Origin of the sequence: Sphingopyxis jiangsuensis (assembly GCF_016734905.1) — a bacterium.
GTDB lineage: Bacteria > Pseudomonadota > Alphaproteobacteria > Sphingomonadales > Sphingomonadaceae > Sphingopyxis > Sphingopyxis jiangsuensis.
This window is the reverse complement of record NZ_JAERPO010000001.1, coordinates 192195-208378: the sequence shown is the minus strand read 5'-3', so window position 1 is coordinate 208378 and position 16184 is coordinate 192195. Positions and strand designations below refer to the sequence as shown.

Genomic DNA, 16184 nt, shown 5'->3' with positions numbered 1-16184 from the left:
CGCTCAGGCTCCCTTGGATTCGGGATGCGTCCCTGCGGCCTGCGGCTCGCCAAGTTCGCCTTCGCCCGCGATGTGATCGGCGTCGCGCAGCGTGTCGAGGTGCATCCACCGCTTCACGATCGGCGACAGCGCGAGCACGACGACGCTGACGCCCAGCGTGATCCAGCCGATCTGGTCATAGATGGCGAGCGTCGCGTCCTTGGTCATCACCCCGTCATGCCCGCCGGTCGCCTCGCCGATCTTGCCCGCGACGAAGTTGCCCACCGCGGTCATGTAGAACCAGGCGCCCATGATCAGCGACGCCATGAACGACGGCGCGAGCCGGTTCATCGCCGACAGGCCCACCGGCGACAGGCAGAGCTCGCCGGTCGTGTGGAGCAGATAGAGCAGGAAGACGAAGATCACCGGCGTCATCGCTTCCATCCCGACGCTTTTGGCGCCCCAGACAAAGACGAGGAAGCCGAGGCCGACCTGCGCGAGCGCCAGCGCGAACTTCGCGGGCGCCGAGGGTTCGAGCCCGCGCTTGCCGAGCCATTGCCACAGCATCGCGAAAAAGGGCGCGAACAGGATGATATAGATCGGGTTGATCGACTGGAACACCGACGCCGGAACGCCGCCAATGTCGACATAGCGGTCGGTATAAAGGTTGAAGCTGCCCCCGGCCTGCTCGAACAGGCCCCAGAAGAGCGGGTTGAGCGCGATCAGGAAAAGGATGGCAAAGATGCGCTCGCGCGGCTCCTTGTCGAGCTTGAGCGCCTGATAGAGCACCCAGCCGAGCAGCGAAAAGCCCGAGATGATGAGCAGCGTCTGGATGACATCCTGATACTGGACGAGGCCCCACATCACCGCAACGGCGGCAAGACCCGAGCCATAGACCGCCATCTCGGTGTTCCGCGAAAGCGGCGCGGGCGCTTCGCCGGCGCCGAGCAGGACCTTCTTGCCCAGAACGAACACGATCAGCCCGGCGATCATGCCGATGCCGGCGAGGCCGAAGCCATAGGCCCAGCCGATGCGCTGGCCGAGATAGCCGACGAGGATGGTGCCGAGCGCCGCGCCGACGTTAATCCCCATGTAGAAGATCGTATAGGCGGCGTCGCGGCGCATGTCGGTCAGGCGATAGAGCTGGCCGACCATCACCGAAATATTGGCCTTCAAGAAGCCCGAGCCGACGATGATGAGCGCCAGCGCGAGCCAGAAGACGTTGATCGTCGCGTCTTCCTGCCCCCCGACGCCCTCGAACGCCATGAACAGGTGGCCGAACGCCAGCAATATGCCGCCGAACAGCACCGCCTTGCGCTGTCCAAGATACCGGTCGGCCAGATAGCCGCCGAGCACCGGCGTGATGTACACCAGGCTGGTATAGGCGCCATAGATCAGGTTCGACTTGCCGTCCGAGAACAGCCAGTGCTGCGTCAGATAGAAAATCAGCAACGCGCGCATGCCGTAGTAGGAGAAACGCTCCCACATCTCGGCAAAGAAGAGCATGTAGAGGCCCTTGGGGTGGCCGGCGAACTCGGGTTTCTTGCTGCCCGCGATCAGTGCGCCGATACTCAGGAACACGCCGAGAACCACGAGCGCGATGACCGCGATCCAATCCCCCTCGTTCCAAAGAGCCATATCTTTCATGCCGTTGCGTCCCCTTGTCCCTTAATTCATTGCGCGGCACATGGCCGCGCGAAAGCGGCAACCTAGCGCGAAAATTGCGTATGGGAAGAATCTAATTGCGTTCGAAACCAACCCGCGTCGGCGCGCGGGGTTGCGTGGACGGCGCGAAGTCGCCAGATGCCCCGCTATGTTCAACGACAGCTCCACGCTCAAAAGCCACCTCGCGACGCGCCGCTCGGGCAAGGCGCGCGACATGATCGCCCCCGGTCCCGACGCCGCGCAGCTTCGCGACATCGTCGCGCTCGCGCTGCGCACGCCCGATCACGGCAAGCTCGCGCCGTGGCGGATCGTCACGGTGGCCGACGACCAGCGCGACGGATTCGCCGCGCTTCTCAAGGAGGCGTGGGTCGCCGACAACCCCGGCGCGGCGGGCATGGACCTGTCGGCGCTCGACCAGTTCGCGCACCAGGCCCCGACGCTGCTCGTGCTCCTCTCCACCCCCGACCGCAGCGCGAAAATCCCGCTCTGGGAACAACAGATGTCGGCGGGCGCGGTCGGCATGAACCTGCTCCACGCCGCGCATGCCCACGGCTTCGTCGGCAGCTGGCTTACCGGCTGGGCGGCCTATAGCCCCGCGGTCGCGGCTGCGTTCGGCGCGCGCGAGGGCGATGCGATCGTCGGATATTTCTTCATCGGCACCGCCGGACGCCCGCTCGACGAGCGGCCGCGCCCCGAATATGACGAGATTGTCCGCAGCTGGGACATTTAATTACGCGAGGACGCGCCACCGCGTAATCGGCGTCGTTTGACTGTGCTGCTGTCTTATGGCATTAAGGCGGCATGCTCGATCAGTCCAAGCCCGTCTATCAGCGTCTCCGCGACGTTATCGCCAGCGCCATTCTCGACGGACGCTACCGCGACGGTGACATGCTGCCCTCGGTCCGCACGCTCGCAGCCGAAGAGGGCGCGAACCCGCTGACCGTGGCAAAGGCCTATCAGACCTTCCAGGACGAAGGACTGGTGACGGTGAAGCGCGGCGTCGGCATGTTCGTGGCCGAAGGGGCAACCGACCGGCTGCGCGCGCTGATGCGCGAGGATTTCCTGACCAACGTCTGGCCCCCCGTCGCCGAGCAGATGCGGCGAATCGGCCTCGACGCCCGCACCCTTCTCGACCTCAGCGACGCCTGACCTCCACCGCCGCGATTACCGCCAGATCTGCGCCGCCTTGTCGCGCAGGTCGCTCGCCGCCTGCGCGGCGCCCTCCCGTTCGAGCAGGTCGGCGTAAAACTCCATGATCGCCGTGTTGAGCGGCTGGAGCCGATAGGCCCGGTCGATGAACGCCCGCGCGCGTGCGCGGTCGCCCTTTGCGGCATAGGCGCGCGCCAGTTCGCGCAGCACCACCGCGTCGCGGTCGCCGATTCGCCCGCGGACGCGCTGAAAATGCCATATCGCCGTGTCCCACTCGCCGCCGTCGATCGCGAGGTGCCCGGCGATGCGGTCGGCCGCGATGCTGGCGGGATCGCTACGGCCGAGCGCGCCGATGGCGGCGCGCGCTCCGGCAACATCGCCCCCGCGATAGAGCGCATTGGCGAGCCGCAGCGCTGCCCGCTCGCTCGCGTCGAGGTTGCGCGCCGCGCGATAGGATTGGACCGCAAGGCCGAAACGTCCCGCCGCAAAGGCAGCATCGCCCAGCAGGATATGCGCTTCGGCAACCCCCGGATTTGCGTCGCGCAGCGCCGCTGCCCGCTCGATTGCACGCGCCGCGTCGCCATGCGCCAGATCGGCCGCCATCGCCGGGATCGCGCGCGCGGGATTCAGCGGTGCGGCGTCGCCGGCGCTGCGCAGCAGGATGCTCTGGCCAAAGGCGAAAGGTTCGGCGTCGCCGCGCGTCAGCGCTGCGGCGCGCGCTGCATAGGCTGCGCTCCGCTCCGCCGCCCCGCCCTCGGCGGCGATCCGCGCCGCGAGCAGCAACGACCAGCTATCGGCATCGTCGCGTGCGACGATCGGGGCCAGCGCCTTGGCCGCCGCGGCGCTGTCGCCATCGGCCCAGCTCGCCGCGGCCAGAATCCGCCGTGCGGTAAAATTGTGCGGCTGGCCGGACACCAATCGCTCGGCCCAGGTCGCGGCAACCGCCTCGCCGCCCAGTTCGAGTTCGACGATCGCGCTGAGCAGCATGAAGCCCGGCACATCGTCCATCGCCCCGCGCGTGCGTTGGAGCAGGCTGCGCGCGAGCGGGAAATTGCCCGCGCGCGCCGCGACGACCGCCTGCAGATAGTAAAGACGCGGATCGCCGGGCACGACCGTTGCGGCGCGCCGCAGTGCCGCGAGCATGGCCTTGTACTGGCCCAGATCGCCCAGCGTCGCGGCCTGCGCGATCAACGCATCGCCATTGCCGGGATCGACGTCGAGCGCCGCGTCATACCAGGGCAGCGCCGCCGTCAGTCCCTCGGACTTCCGGACCAGGCCGGCCTTCAGGGCAAGCGCCGCGCCATTGGTTTCGTCAAGCTCGATCGCATAATCGACAGCGTCGCGGGCGCCGAGCAGGTCGGCATTCGCCGCGCGGAAGCGCGCAATATCGACCCAAAGCATGGCATTGCGCGGCAATGCCCGCACCGCGTGGTCATAGGCGTCGCGCGCATCCCCCAGCTCGCCCCGGTCGCGATGGATGTCGCCCGCGACCCATGCCGCCTCGCCTTCCATCGCGGCGATGACCGGCCCCTCGGACAGGATGGCCAGCGCCGCGTCGCCTTTCCCCTGCATTGCAAGCGCACGCGCCAGGATCGGACGCAGCGCGGCGGGATTGCCGCCCGCGTCGATCGCGCCCCTGATCGCGGCTTCGGCGGCGACGCCGTCGCCGAGCTTCGTCGCGACGCGCGCCAACTCGACGCGCTCCGCTATCGCACCGGCGTCGCGCGCGATCGCCCGTTGCAGTTCGGCGCGGCGCGCTTCCCATTCGGAACGCGCATTATGCGGCGCGCTGTCGCCACACCCGGCCAGAACCGCTGCTGCTGTCAGCGCGGTCAACCAGACGCGGCGTCGCCCCATGTCAGGCTTGCATCCGATACTGCTTGAGCAGGTCGTACAGCGTCGGGCGGCTGATGCCGAGCAGCTTTGCCGCCGACGAGATATTGCCCTCGCTCTGCGTCATCGCGCGGCGGATTGCGACGCGGTCGGCGGCCTCGCGCGCGCTGCGCAGGTTCAGCCATGCCGCCTCGTCGCCCTCGTTCTCGTTGGCGGCGCGGGCAAGGTCGAGGTCGCCTTTCGTCACCAGCTTGCCGTCGGCCATGATGACCGCGCGCTTGATCCGGTTTTCAAGCTCGCGGACATTTCCGGGCCAGCGCGCCTCGTCGATTGCGTGCAGCGCGTCGGGCGCGAAACCGCGCACCGCCGGGTTCATCGTCGGGGCATATTGGTGCAGGAAATGCCGCGCGAGAAGCACCGCATCGCCGGGCCGCCCGGCGAGCGTCGGAATCTTCACCACCATCTCGGCAAGCCGGTAATAAAGATCGTCGCGAAAGCTTCCGTCGGCGATCATCGCGTCGAGATCGCGGTGCGTCGCGCACACGATGCGCGTATCGACCGCGATCGCCTTGCGTCCGCCGATGCGTTCGATCGTCCGCTCCTGAAGGAAGCGCAGCAATTTGACCTGCAGCGGCAGCGGAATGTCGCCGACTTCGTCGAGGAACAAGGTGCCGCCGTGGGCGAGTTCGATCTTGCCCTCGGTCGTCTTGACCGCGCCGGTGAACGCGCCCTTTTCATGTCCGAAAAGCTCGCTTTCGAGCAGGTTCTCGGGAATGGCGGCGCAATTGATCGCGACGAACGCACCGTCGCGCCGCGCGCTCGCCTCGTGCAGTCCGCGCGCCAGCAATTCCTTGCCGGTACCGCTCGCGCCGAGCAGCATCACCGACACGTCAAGATCGGCGACGCGCTCGATGGTGCGCGCGACCTTCACCATTTCCGGCGCGCCGGTGATCATTCCCCCGAGCACGCGGTTGTCGGTCGCTCCCTGCTCGGAAAGGCGGCTGTTCTCGACCTCGAGATCGCGGACGTGAAAAGCACGCCGGACGATCAGTCCCAGTTCCTCGATATCGATCGGCTTCTGATAGAAATCCCACGCCCCGCTCGCGATTGCGGCGAGCGCGCTTGCGCGTTCGCCATGCCCCGACACGACAATGACCTTGGTGTCGGGCTTGGCATCCAAAATGGCCTTCAGGACGCGAAATCCCTCGCGCGTCCCGTCGGGTTCGGGCGGCAGCCCCAGATCGAGCGTCACGACGTCGGGTTCCTCGGCGCGCAGCAGGTCGACGGCGCTGTCGTGGTCGCCCGCGATCAGCACCTGATAATCGTCATAAGCCCATTTGAGCTGCGCCTGCAGACCGCTGTCGTCCTCCACGACCAGCAATTTGCGCGCTTCGGGCGGGGTGGCACTCATTGGTTCGCAGCCTTCCTCTGATAGTCGTCGGCGCCATGCCCGCGCTCGCTCTCCGCAAGCGGCAACCACAGCGTAAAATTGCTTCCCGCGCCCGGCTCGCTGACGACATCGATCGTGCCGCCCATTGATTGCGCGAGTTGCAGCGCCTCGAACGCGCCAAGCCCGAAGCCGCCGTCCTTGGTCGATACAAAGGGCTTGAACAGCTCGTTGCGGACGAAGGCGCGGGTCATGCCCTTGCCCTGGTCGATGACGTCGATCCGTACGCGGCCGCTTTCGGCGACGGCGACCAGTTGCACCGGCGCTTCGGGTTCGGATGCGTCGATTGCATTGTCGACCAGATGTTGCAGTATCTGACGGATCGACGCCGCATCGCCCCACGCCGCCAGCCCTGCCTGGCATCCGGCAAAAAGCGTCCGCCGCGCCCTGGCGGCGGCGACGATGGCGTTGATCAGCGGCTCGACCACGACGCGCGCCGGCTCGGCCGCCTTTCCGCGCTCGCGGGGCGACAGGCGGGCGAGCAGGTCGCTCAGGCGGCTCGCCGATCCTTTGAGCGTCGCGATCATGTCCGCGCGAAACTCGGGCTTTTCGGCGTGGCGCTCGGCATTGCGCGCGAGCAGCGCCAATTGGCTCGCCAGATTCTTGATGTCGTGCATGATGAAGGCAAAGCGCCGGTTGAACTCGTCGAACCGTTTCGCCTCCGATAGCGCTTGCTGCCCTTGCGCCTCGGCAAGATAGCTCGCCGCCTGCCGCCCCGCGATCCGCAGCACGTCGAGGTCTTCCCAGTCGAGTGCGCGCGACACGGGCGGGCGGTGCAGCACGACCACCGCGATCATTCGCTGGAAATGCAGCACCGGGACGACCACCCACGCGCGCGGGTCGGCGAGCAGCCAGTCGGGCATCGCGAGCTCGCTGTCCCCCTCGCCCCCTTCGCGGCGCTGTGCGTCGAGTTCGACGATATGCTGCGTTTCCTGCAGCATGAACGCCGAACGCAGCGGCAGCGGCGCGACCTCGGCGTCGGGACCGCCCGGCCAGCGCCACGCATCGGCGATGCGGAATCCGCCGACCGCGTCGGGCAGCATCAGCAGCGCGCCGGGGCTCCCCGTCAGTTCGGCCAGCCCCTTCGCGACGCGGCGATGCAGATCACGCCCGTCCTCGCTGTCGTCGTCGCTCTGCGCGAGCGTCGCGGTGAAGCGCATCCACTCGGCGCGATAGTCGTACCGATGTTCAAAGACATGCTTGGAGATCGTCACCGACAGCCACGCGCGCGCGCGCGCCGAAAGGAACAGCAACGCGCCCAGCCCGAGCGCGACGATCAGGAACAGGCCCTGCGCCAGCTCGCCATAATCGCCCCCGCCAAAGCGCGCGACTGCCCCCGCGAGCCCGATCAGCGTCAGATAGGCCGCGCCGCCGACGAGCAGGATCGCGCGCATCGCCGCGGCGCGCGACAGGCGAATGCGCTCGCGCCCGACATCCATCGCGGCGACGACAAAGGTCGGCAGGACGAGCAGCGCCACCGCCGGCAGCAACAGGATCAACGTCGACGCCGGCTTTCCCGTCAGCGCGCCGATCAGCTGCACGTTGAGCTCATAGGCCCAGATCATCGCGAAACCGCCCGCGACCGTCATCACCGGCATGCGCAGCCCGCTCCCCGCGCGGCGGACGCCGCCGTCGGTGATAAGCAGCCCCCCGATCGCGACGATCATCGCGCCGACCGCCAGCGAAGGCCCGATCCAGCCCGCGACATCCCCGCTGCGCAGATGCGCCGCCCCGCCAAGCACAAGCGCAATCGCGCCGATCGTGACGAGCAGGCGCAGGATCATCCGCAGCGGTTGCGACATCGGGGCTTGCGGCGACCAGAATGTCGCGGCGAGCCAGCCGAGCCAGCTGAGGTCGCGAAGCGCCTGGATCACCAGCACCTGCGATGCCCCCGGCTGCCATGTCGCGAGCGCCGTACACCACGCCGCCGTCCCTGCCGCCGCCAGGATCAGCCAGCGCGGCGACGGCATCAGCACCGCGAGGCGCTGGCGCGGCCGCGACAGCAGCCACAAGGTCGCGCCGATGAATCCGACCGCCGCCAGGGCCGACAAGATCTCCGAAAATTGCGCGAGCAGCGACATGGTCAGCGCACCCCCTCAGGCCACAGCACGACGCGCACGGTCTGCAACAGGATCAACAGGTCGAGGAAGGGCGAATAATTCTTGGCGTAATAGAGGTCATATTCCAGCTTCACGCGCGCGTCCTCGATCGACGCGCCATAGGGATAGTTGATCTGCGCCCACCCGGTCAGCCCGGGCTTCACCATGTGCCGTTCGGCATAATAGGGCAGCTGCTGTTCGAGATCGCCGACAAAGCTCGGCCGCTCGGGCCGCGGCCCGACAAAGCTCATCTCGCCCTTCAGCACGCACCAGAGCTGCGGCAGCTCGTCGATGCGAAGCTTGCGGATGATGCGCCCGACGCGGGTGACGCGCGGATCGTTCTCGCTGGCCCACACCGCCTTGCCTGCCGCCTCGGCATCGGTCCGCATCGAGCGGATCTTGACGATATCATAGGGTTCGCCGAACAGGCCGACGCGCGGCTGGCGATAAAAGATCGGCCCGCGGCTGTCGCACTTCACCGCAATCGCGGCGATCAGCACGAGCGGCAGGCCGAGGACGAGCACCATCAGGCTCGCGGCGATGTCGAATATTCGCTTCCCCACCTTGGAAATCCGCTGCCCCGCCGAAAAGCCGTCCGAAAAAATGAGGCCGCTGGGGTTGGTCGTCGCAAGGTCGACGCGGCCCGTTTCGCGCTCGATGAAGCTCGCAATGTCGTTGACGTGGATTCCCGTCGTCTTGACGCGGAGCAGATCGCCAAGCGGCAGCGCGTTGCGCCGTTCTTCCATCGCCAGCACCACCTCGCCCACGCCCAGCGCGACGGCATGGTCGGCGAGGTTGGCGATATCGGCGCGCGGCACCGCGCCATCGACCGCCGATTCCGACGCCGACATCGCGACGAATCCCGCGGCGACCAGCCCGCTCCCCGGCGCATCGGCAAGCGCCTGCAACCGCGCGGCGCGCGGCCCGGCGCCGAGCACCAGGACACGGCGGCGAAACGCGTCGGCCCCGGCGGTCTGCGTCAGGATCAGCCGGATGAACAGCAGCGCGACGATCGCCAGCGCCATCGCGTAAAAGCTGTTGACGCGCCACAACGTCGCGGCCGGCACGATAAAGCCGAGCACCGAGAGAAAGATGACGCCGAGCGAGATCGCCGCGAACAGCCGCGCGGTCGCGAATTTCATCGAACGCAGCGCCTCGGTCCCGTACATTCCCGTCGCCATCATCGCGAGCGAATTGGCGACGGCAAAGGTCAGCAGCGGCAGCCAGCGCGATGCGAAACTTCCGGCATCGAATCCGCCCTGATGCGCATAGATGCGCCAGGCGAAATCGGCCGACGCGAGCAGCGCGACAAATTCGAGCAGCGCGAGCCAGACGACCGCATGCGGGACATAATGTTTGAACAGCCGGATCATGCGAAATGCGACGCCCTTTCGTGCGGGCGGTTTTACGGCCGACGCGTGAAGTGTCGGTTAATTTTACACTCACGATTTTTGAACCGGCCGCATTGCCGATGGCCTTTTCCGCCCGGTGCGATAGACCTGCCGGATGACCGCAATGATTCAGCCCGTAATTCTGTGCGGCGGTGCCGGAACCCGGCTTTGGCCCGCGTCGCGGGGCGAGCGCGCCAAGCAGTTTCTTCCGCTCGCCGGCCCCGACAGCCTGTTTCGCCAGACGCTTGCGCGCACGCCCGCCGGACAGCATTTCCTGCCGCCGGTGATATTGTGCGGCGCGGCGCATGTGGCGCTCGTCCGCGAACAGTTGGACGGGCGCGAGGCGCGGCTCCTTGTCGAACCGGTCGCGCGCAACACGGCGGGCGCCATCGCGCTCGCGGCGGCGGGGGCCGATGCCGGCGACCTGCTGCTCGTCATGCCCAGCGACCATCTGATCGCCGATGCTCCGGCCTTCCACGCCGCGATTGCCAGGGCGAGCCTGCTGGCGCAACAGGGATGGCTTGTCACCTTCGGGATCGCGCCCGACCGGCCCGAAACCGGATATGGCTATATCGCGAGCGGCGCGCCATTGGACGGAGAAGGCTTTGCCGTCGACCGTTTCGTCGAAAAGCCACCGTTGGATGCCGCCGAACAGATGCTCGCGACGGGAGGGTTCAGCTGGAATGCGGGGATTTTCCTGTTTCGCGCCGATGCGATGCGCGATGCGTTGCTCACCCATTGCCGCCCGATATTCGATGCCGCGGTCGAGGCGCTGGCGGCGGGGATGCACGATGGCGATGCGCTCTATGCCGATGAAATCGCCTTTGCCCGCGCGCCTTCGGATTCGATCGATTATGCCGTGATGGAAAAGCATGATCGCGTCGCGGTTGTGCCGGTGGCGATGGGCTGGTCCGATCTCGGCAGTTGGCAGGCGGTCCATGCGCTTGCGCCCGACCGCGACGGCAAGGGCAATGTCGCCGATGGCGACGCCTTTTTCCATGACAGCAGCGGAAATTTGGTGCGCGCCGACGGAAAACGCGTGTCGGTCGTGGGCATGGAGGATGTCGCGGTGATCGTCGACGGCGACGATATCCTCGTGCTCCCCCTCGCGCGCGCGCAGGACGTCCGCGAAGCCGCAAAGGCGCGCGACCGAAGCCCTGTGTCCGGAAACTAGCCCCCGCTGCGTACCGCGAACGTATCGACGGGAACCCATTTGATCAGCGCTTCGGCCTTGCTGCCGATCGTGGCGCGGCGAAACCCGCTTTTGCCGTGCGTTCCGACGACGAAAAGGTCGGGTCGCAGTCGTTCGATGGCCCGGGCAATGGCGACATTGGTGTCGCCTTCGATCACATGCGTCGCGATGCGTTTGCGAAGCGCGTCGCTTATCGCCTCCTGAGCGACAAAGCTGTCCATATCCTCGCTTTCCTCGGCGGTCACATCGGCACGGACATCGTCCGACGTGAAACGCGATTCATACGGAACATGAAATGCGTGGACCAGGTCGATGGGAATGTTTGGAAAAAGGTCGGCAGCCTTCGTCAGCGCGACGCGCGAACCCTGCGAAAAATCGGTCGCAACCATGATGCGCGCATAATCGGCATGTGGACGTTGCTTGACGACCAGCACCGGCAAATCGGTGTGGCGCAAAACATGGTCCACCGTCGTTCCCAGAAAATAGTCGCAGAAATCGTTCATCCGCGCGATTCCCGTGACGATGACCGCGCCATCCCGTTCGCGCGCGGCGGCGACGATGGCGGTCGGCGCCGAACCTTCGGGCAGGATAATATCGACGTCGGCCTGCGGGTCGGGAAGCACGGCGCGAACCTTGGCGCTCCAGTCGACCGGCGTATCGTTGCCGACACCCGATTGCGGAACATGGATGACACCCGTGCGCGTGCCCCATTGCCGCGCCAGCATCAGCGCGCGGTCCACCGCCCGGTCGTCACGCGCGCTAAGGTCGGTCGCCACCATTACGGGATTTGCCATCAAGTGCCTCCTGTCCGGGACTCGCTATACCCAACCTGCCCAGAAAGGCCTTGGGGTGCAAGTTGCGGGCTATTGGCCCGTTTTCGGATCGCCGAGATATTGCTAGGGTCAGGACCCCAGGATCCGGTGGCGCGTCGCATCCCAATTGTCGAAGCGCCAGAAGGTCGGGCTGTCGCGTCCGACGATGCGCGGGTGTTCGGCCGATGGCGCGATCGACTGGTCGAACGGCGGGAATTCGTCGAGCGCGTCGCAGTCGAAAAACGCCCGCACGACAACATCTTCGGCGCACTCGCCGTCGCTGCCGATGACGATGCCGAGCAACCCCGTCGACAGGCGGACGAGCGTGCCGACCGGGAAAATCCCCAGGCTGTCGGCAAAGCGTTCGAGCAACTGGCGATCGAAATGCCCTTCCCAGCTTTGCATCGCGGTCAGCGCCTCGCACGGCGTCCACGCTTGCTTGTAGGGACGGTTCGACGTCACGGCGTCATACACGTCGCAGATGGCCCCCATCCGGGCGTAGAGCGACAATTGGTCGCCGCGCAGCCGGTCGGGGTAGCCGGTGCCGTCGACCTTTTCATGGTGGTGGCGGCAAACGTCGAGTGCGGCTTCGGGAATGTCGGCCGACGCGGCAAGCAGGTCGAACCCCGCCATCGGATGATTTTCGACGACGGTGCGCTCGTGCCGTTCGAGCGCGCCCGGCTTCATCAATATCGCATCGGCGATGGCAATCTTGCCCAGATCGTGGAGCAGCCCCGCGACCCCCAGATCGCGCACTTCGGATTCGCCCAGATCGAGCTGGCGCGCGAAATTCATCATCAGCGCGCATACGGCCACCGAATGAAGATAGGTATATTCGTCCTTCTCCTTCAACCGGACGAGGTTGATGAGCGCCTTTGAATCGCGCTCGATCGATTGACCGATCGATTGCGCCAGCGGGACGAGCGGCGCGACTTCGACCGCGCGGCCCAGCCGCGCCTCCTCGAACATGTCGAACACCGCATGTTTCGACTTGTCGACAAGCGCCGCCGCACGGCGCCTTTCGCGGGCGTAGCTGCTGCGCTTCTGCGGCTTGATCCGGTCGGGCGTCGGCAGCGGATCGGCAGGGGGAAGGCCAGACGACACCGGGCCGTCTTTTTCGTCGGACGCGCGATATTTGCTTCGCCCTGCGCCATGGGCCGCGTTGGCCATCGTCGCGCGGCGGCTGCGCGCGCGATCGACGAACAGATGCGGGACTTCGGCGCCACGAACGAGCGCGAGTTGTTCCGGCGTTTCGACCAGAAAGCGATTGCGCCAGAACGGGTGGTCGATCCACCGTCCTTCGAACGCGTGAATATACATGCCGATTTCGACGTCTTCGGGTTTGATACGAAGCAACATTCAAACAGGGTCCCGCGCAGACAGCATCGACTGCCTGTCAATGACTTACGGCGCGGCGGGGCGAATATTAAATCGCGGCGTCGCGGGGCTGCCCGCGCCTCAATCTCCGGCGAAATCGAACGCGCTCACGCCGCGCTCGCCTTCGCGAAAGCGCAGCGCGCGGCCGATCGGCGGCATCGACCGCTGGACGCAGCCGCTGCGCGTGCATCGACGGCAGCCGAGGCCGATCGGCGTCGCCGGTTGGCGCATCAGGTCGATGCCGCGCGCGGCGACGAGCGGGGCGGCCACTTTCGCGTCGACGCCGACGCACACCGCAAAGCGCGCGGGGGTGTTCGTTCCGGTCGATCCCGGCGCCGCGACGGTGCGGCTCTGGGTGAACCAGCGCGTTCCGTCCTCCAGTTCGACAAGGTCGGCGACAACTTCGCCCGGACGCGAAAAGGCCTCGTGGATCGCCCACAACGGGCAGCGGCCGTCGCCGTCGACCAGCGGCGACTGGCTCGCCCCGGCATAGCGTTTGCTCACCTGCCCCGCGCGGTCGATGCGCAGCATGAAAAAGGGCAGCCCGCGCGCGCCGACGCGCTGCAGCGTCGTCAGGCGGTGTGCCACCTGCTCGAACCCCGCGCCGAAGCGGCGCTGGAGCAGCAACAGATCATATCCCGTCGCATCGCACGCGCGCAGGAAGCGGCCATAGGGCATCATCAGCGCCGCCGCGAAATATTGGATCAGGTGGCGCTCGAACAATTTGGCCGCCGCCGTCTCGGCGAACTCGGCGCCGGCGACCAGCGCGTCGATCTGGTCCTTTGCCTCCATCTGCCCCAGCGTCGCCGCCGCCTGGAAGGTGCGCGAAGCGGGGCGCAGCAATTCGTTCAGCATCAACTGCCGCGCGTGCCAGTCGAGCCAGCGCAGCCGGTCGGGCATGACGTCGCTCGGAAGCACGCGGATTCCCAGCTGGTGCCGCGTGCGCAGGCGTTCGGCGATCGTGCCATACAGGTCGCCGCCCGCAAGCCGCAGCTCGTCGGCCAGTTCCTCGGCGCGGGCGTCGAGATCGGCGAAATGGTTGCGCCACTGTTCGATCGCGCGGCGCACCGCGGCAACTTCGGCTGGCTCGGCTTGTGTTTCGGACGTCTGCTCGGGCGCCGCGTCGAACAGGCGGGCAAAGGCAGCGGCCGTCGTCGGCGCCGCCTGCAACCATTCCTCGACCTCTCGCGCGCCGATGCCAAGGTCGGCGAAGCGCGGGTCGGCCAGGCGCCGCCGCAACCCCGCCTGCCCGCCGGGCACCTCCTCGCCGCCGAGCGACGCGACGTCGAAATCGAACCGTTCGGCCAGCTTGACCATCACCGTCGCGGTCAACGGGCGCTGGCCATTCTCGATCAAATTGAGATAGCTGGGCGAAATGTCGAGCGCTTCGGCCATCGCCGCCTGCGTCATCGCCGCGTCGCGCCGCAGCCGCCGTACCGCCGGTCCCGCAAACAACCGCCGCTCTGCCATGGTGTGTAACTTTCTTTACTATTTTACACTGCACATTGCACATTAAAGCCGATATTTACAAGTTTTATTGACAAAGCTTTTCACTTTGCGCGGCACCTTCGGCAACATCGGCTCATCTCCTCCAGACGAAGGAACAGGACATGGGCTACACCGAAGACATGGCGCAGGCAGGCCGCCTCATCCGCGACCAGGACGGACGCTGGGACGCCATCAGCGCCGAGAATGTCGCTCGCATGCGCGCCCAGAACAAGTTCAAGACCGGCCTCGACATCGCGCGCTACACCGCGCGCATCATGCGCGCCGACATGGCCGCCTACGACGCCGATCCGGCGAACTACACCCAGTCGCTCGGTTGCTGGCACGGCTTCATCGCGCAGCAAAAGATGATCGCGATCAAAAAGCATTTCGGCACCACCAAGCGCCGCTACATCTATCTCTCCGGCTGGATGATCGCCGCCCTGCGCAGCGAATTCGGCCCGCTTCCCGATCAGTCGATGCACGAAAAAACCAGCGTCCCCGCGCTGATCGAGGAAATCTACACCTTCCTGCGCCAGGCCGACGCCCGCGAACTCGGCGGGCTGTTCCGCGAACTCGACGCCGCGCGCGCTGCGGGCGACGAGCTCAAGGCCAAGCAGGTCCAAGCCGCGATCGACAATCATGAAACCCACGTCGTGCCGATCATCGCCGACATCGACGCGGGCTTCGGCAATGCCGAGGCGACCTATCTGCTCGCCAAGAAGATGATCGAGGCGGGCGCCTGCGCGCTGCAGATCGAAAACCAGGTTTCGGACGAAAAGCAGTGCGGACACCAGGACGGCAAGGTCACCGTGCCGCACGAGGATTTCCTGCAGAAAATCCGCGCGCTCCGCTATGCCTTCATGGAAATGGGCGTCGAGGACGGCGTCGTCGTTGCGCGTACCGACAGCCTGGGCGCAGGCCTGACCAAGCAGATCGCCGTCACGACCCGGCCGGGCGACCTCGGTGACCAGTATAACAGCTTCCTCGACTGCGAAGATGTGAGCGGCGCGGGCAATCCCGGAGACGTCCTCCTCAACCGCGACGGCAAGCTGATGCGCCCGAAGCGGTTGCCTTCGAACCTTTACCAGTTCCGTCCCGGAACGGGCGAGGATCGCTGCGTGCTCGACTGCATCACCTCGCTGCAGAACGGCGCCGACCTCATCTGGATCGAGACCGAAAAGCCCCACATCGAACAGATTGCCGGCATGGTCGACCGCATCCGCGAGGTCGTCCCCAATGCGAAACTCGCCTATAATAATTCGCCGAGCTTCAACTGGACGCTCAATTTCCGCCAGCAGGTATTCGACGCCTGGGAGAAGGAAGGCAAGGATGTCAGTGCCTATGACCGCGCCAAGCTGATGAGCGTCGATTATGACGGCACCGAACTCGCGGTCGAGGCCGACAACCGCATACGCAGCTTCCAGCGCGACGCGGCGAAGCGCGCCGGCATCTTCCACCACCTGATCACCCTGCCGACCTATCATACCGCAGCGCTGTCGACCGACAATCTGGCGAAGGAATATTTCGGCGACGAAGCGATGCTCGGATATGTCAAGAACGTCCAGCGCGCCGAAATCCGTCAGGGCATCGCCTGCGTGAAGCATCAGAATATGAGCGGCAGCGACATCGGCGACGACCACAAGGAATATTTCGCCGGCGAAGCCGCGCTCAAAGCGGCGGGCAAAGACAATACGATGAACCAGTTCGCCGCCTGATACGGCGCATCCAGCTTGGCGCGGGGCCTGCGACCCG

The 16184-nt window shown here is 66.3% G+C and carries 12 protein-coding genes; 4 read left to right on the top strand and 8 right to left on the bottom strand.

What is annotated here, in order from left to right; all coding sequences use genetic code 11:
- Nucleotides 1–3 precede the first annotated feature (3 nt).
- Nucleotides 4–1626: a peptide MFS transporter gene (locus JI743_RS00960; protein ID WP_201925054.1), complete on the bottom strand. Its 1623-nt coding sequence runs from the start codon at nt 1624–1626 to the stop codon at nt 4–6.
- Nucleotides 1627–1792: 166 nt separating this feature from the next.
- On the opposite strand from JI743_RS00960, the gene JI743_RS00955 reads away from it, so the two are divergent.
- Nucleotides 1793–2374, top strand: a complete 582-nt coding sequence (locus tag JI743_RS00955) for a nitroreductase family protein (protein WP_201925052.1) — start codon at nt 1793–1795, stop codon at nt 2372–2374.
- 71 nt (nt 2375–2445) lie between these two features.
- Nucleotides 2446–2793 (top strand): GntR family transcriptional regulator, encoded by a 348-nt coding sequence (locus JI743_RS00950; RefSeq protein ID WP_201925050.1) that lies wholly within the window; start codon nt 2446–2448, stop codon nt 2791–2793.
- Between the two features lie 15 nt (nt 2794–2808).
- Here JI743_RS00950 and JI743_RS00945 read toward each other — a convergent pair whose 3' ends face one another.
- Genes JI743_RS00945 through JI743_RS00930 form a run of 4 tightly spaced genes read right to left on the bottom strand, consistent with a single transcriptional unit; the run spans nt 2809 to nt 9545 of the window.
- Entirely contained in the window at nt 2809–4650 is a 1842-nt protein-coding gene (locus JI743_RS00945) for a tetratricopeptide repeat protein (RefSeq protein WP_201925048.1), read from the bottom strand.
- A gap of 1 nt (nt 4651) precedes the next feature.
- Nucleotides 4652–6037: a PEP-CTERM-box response regulator transcription factor gene (prsR, locus tag JI743_RS00940; protein WP_201925046.1), complete on the bottom strand. Its 1386-nt coding sequence runs from the start codon at nt 6035–6037 to the stop codon at nt 4652–4654.
- Nucleotides 6034–8154, bottom strand: a complete 2121-nt coding sequence (gene prsK / locus JI743_RS00935; protein WP_201925044.1) for an XrtA/PEP-CTERM system histidine kinase PrsK — start codon at nt 8152–8154, stop codon at nt 6034–6036. Before prsK ends, prsR begins: the two co-directional genes overlap by 4 nt.
- Before the next feature lie 2 nt (nt 8155–8156).
- Nucleotides 8157–9545: a TIGR03013 family XrtA/PEP-CTERM system glycosyltransferase gene (locus JI743_RS00930; protein WP_201925042.1), complete on the bottom strand. Its 1389-nt coding sequence runs from the start codon at nt 9543–9545 to the stop codon at nt 8157–8159.
- A gap of 133 nt (nt 9546–9678) precedes the next feature.
- Here JI743_RS00930 and JI743_RS00925 point away from each other — a divergent pair, with 133 nt between their 5' ends.
- Nucleotides 9679–10737 carry a mannose-1-phosphate guanylyltransferase gene (locus JI743_RS00925; RefSeq protein ID WP_201925040.1) on the top strand — a complete coding sequence of 353 codons (1059 nt, stop codon included), beginning with the start codon at nt 9679–9681 and terminating at the stop codon, nt 10735–10737.
- On the opposite strand, the gene JI743_RS00920 is transcribed toward JI743_RS00925, so the two are convergent.
- The 3 genes from JI743_RS00920 to JI743_RS00910 form a co-directional block, all read right to left on the bottom strand.
- Nucleotides 10734–11549 carry a universal stress protein gene (locus JI743_RS00920; protein ID WP_201925038.1) on the bottom strand — a complete coding sequence of 272 codons (816 nt, stop codon included), beginning with the start codon at nt 11547–11549 and terminating at the stop codon, nt 10734–10736. The genes JI743_RS00925 and JI743_RS00920 overlap by 4 nt on opposite strands.
- 108 nt (nt 11550–11657) lie before the next feature.
- The gene (locus JI743_RS00915) at nt 11658–12926 is read right to left on the bottom strand and encodes a cyclic di-GMP phosphodiesterase (RefSeq protein ID WP_201925036.1); all 1269 of its coding nucleotides are present in this window, start codon (nt 12924–12926) and stop codon (nt 11658–11660) included.
- A gap of 99 nt (nt 12927–13025) precedes the next feature.
- Complete coding sequence (locus tag JI743_RS00910; RefSeq protein WP_201925035.1) at nt 13026–14414, bottom strand: helix-turn-helix domain-containing protein; 1389 nt, start codon at nt 14412–14414, stop codon at nt 13026–13028.
- A gap of 140 nt (nt 14415–14554) precedes the next feature.
- On the opposite strand from JI743_RS00910, the gene JI743_RS00905 reads away from it, so the two are divergent.
- The gene (locus JI743_RS00905) at nt 14555–16147 is read left to right on the top strand and encodes an isocitrate lyase (RefSeq protein WP_201925033.1); all 1593 of its coding nucleotides are present in this window, start codon (nt 14555–14557) and stop codon (nt 16145–16147) included.
- Nucleotides 16148–16184: the final 37 nt, after the last annotated feature.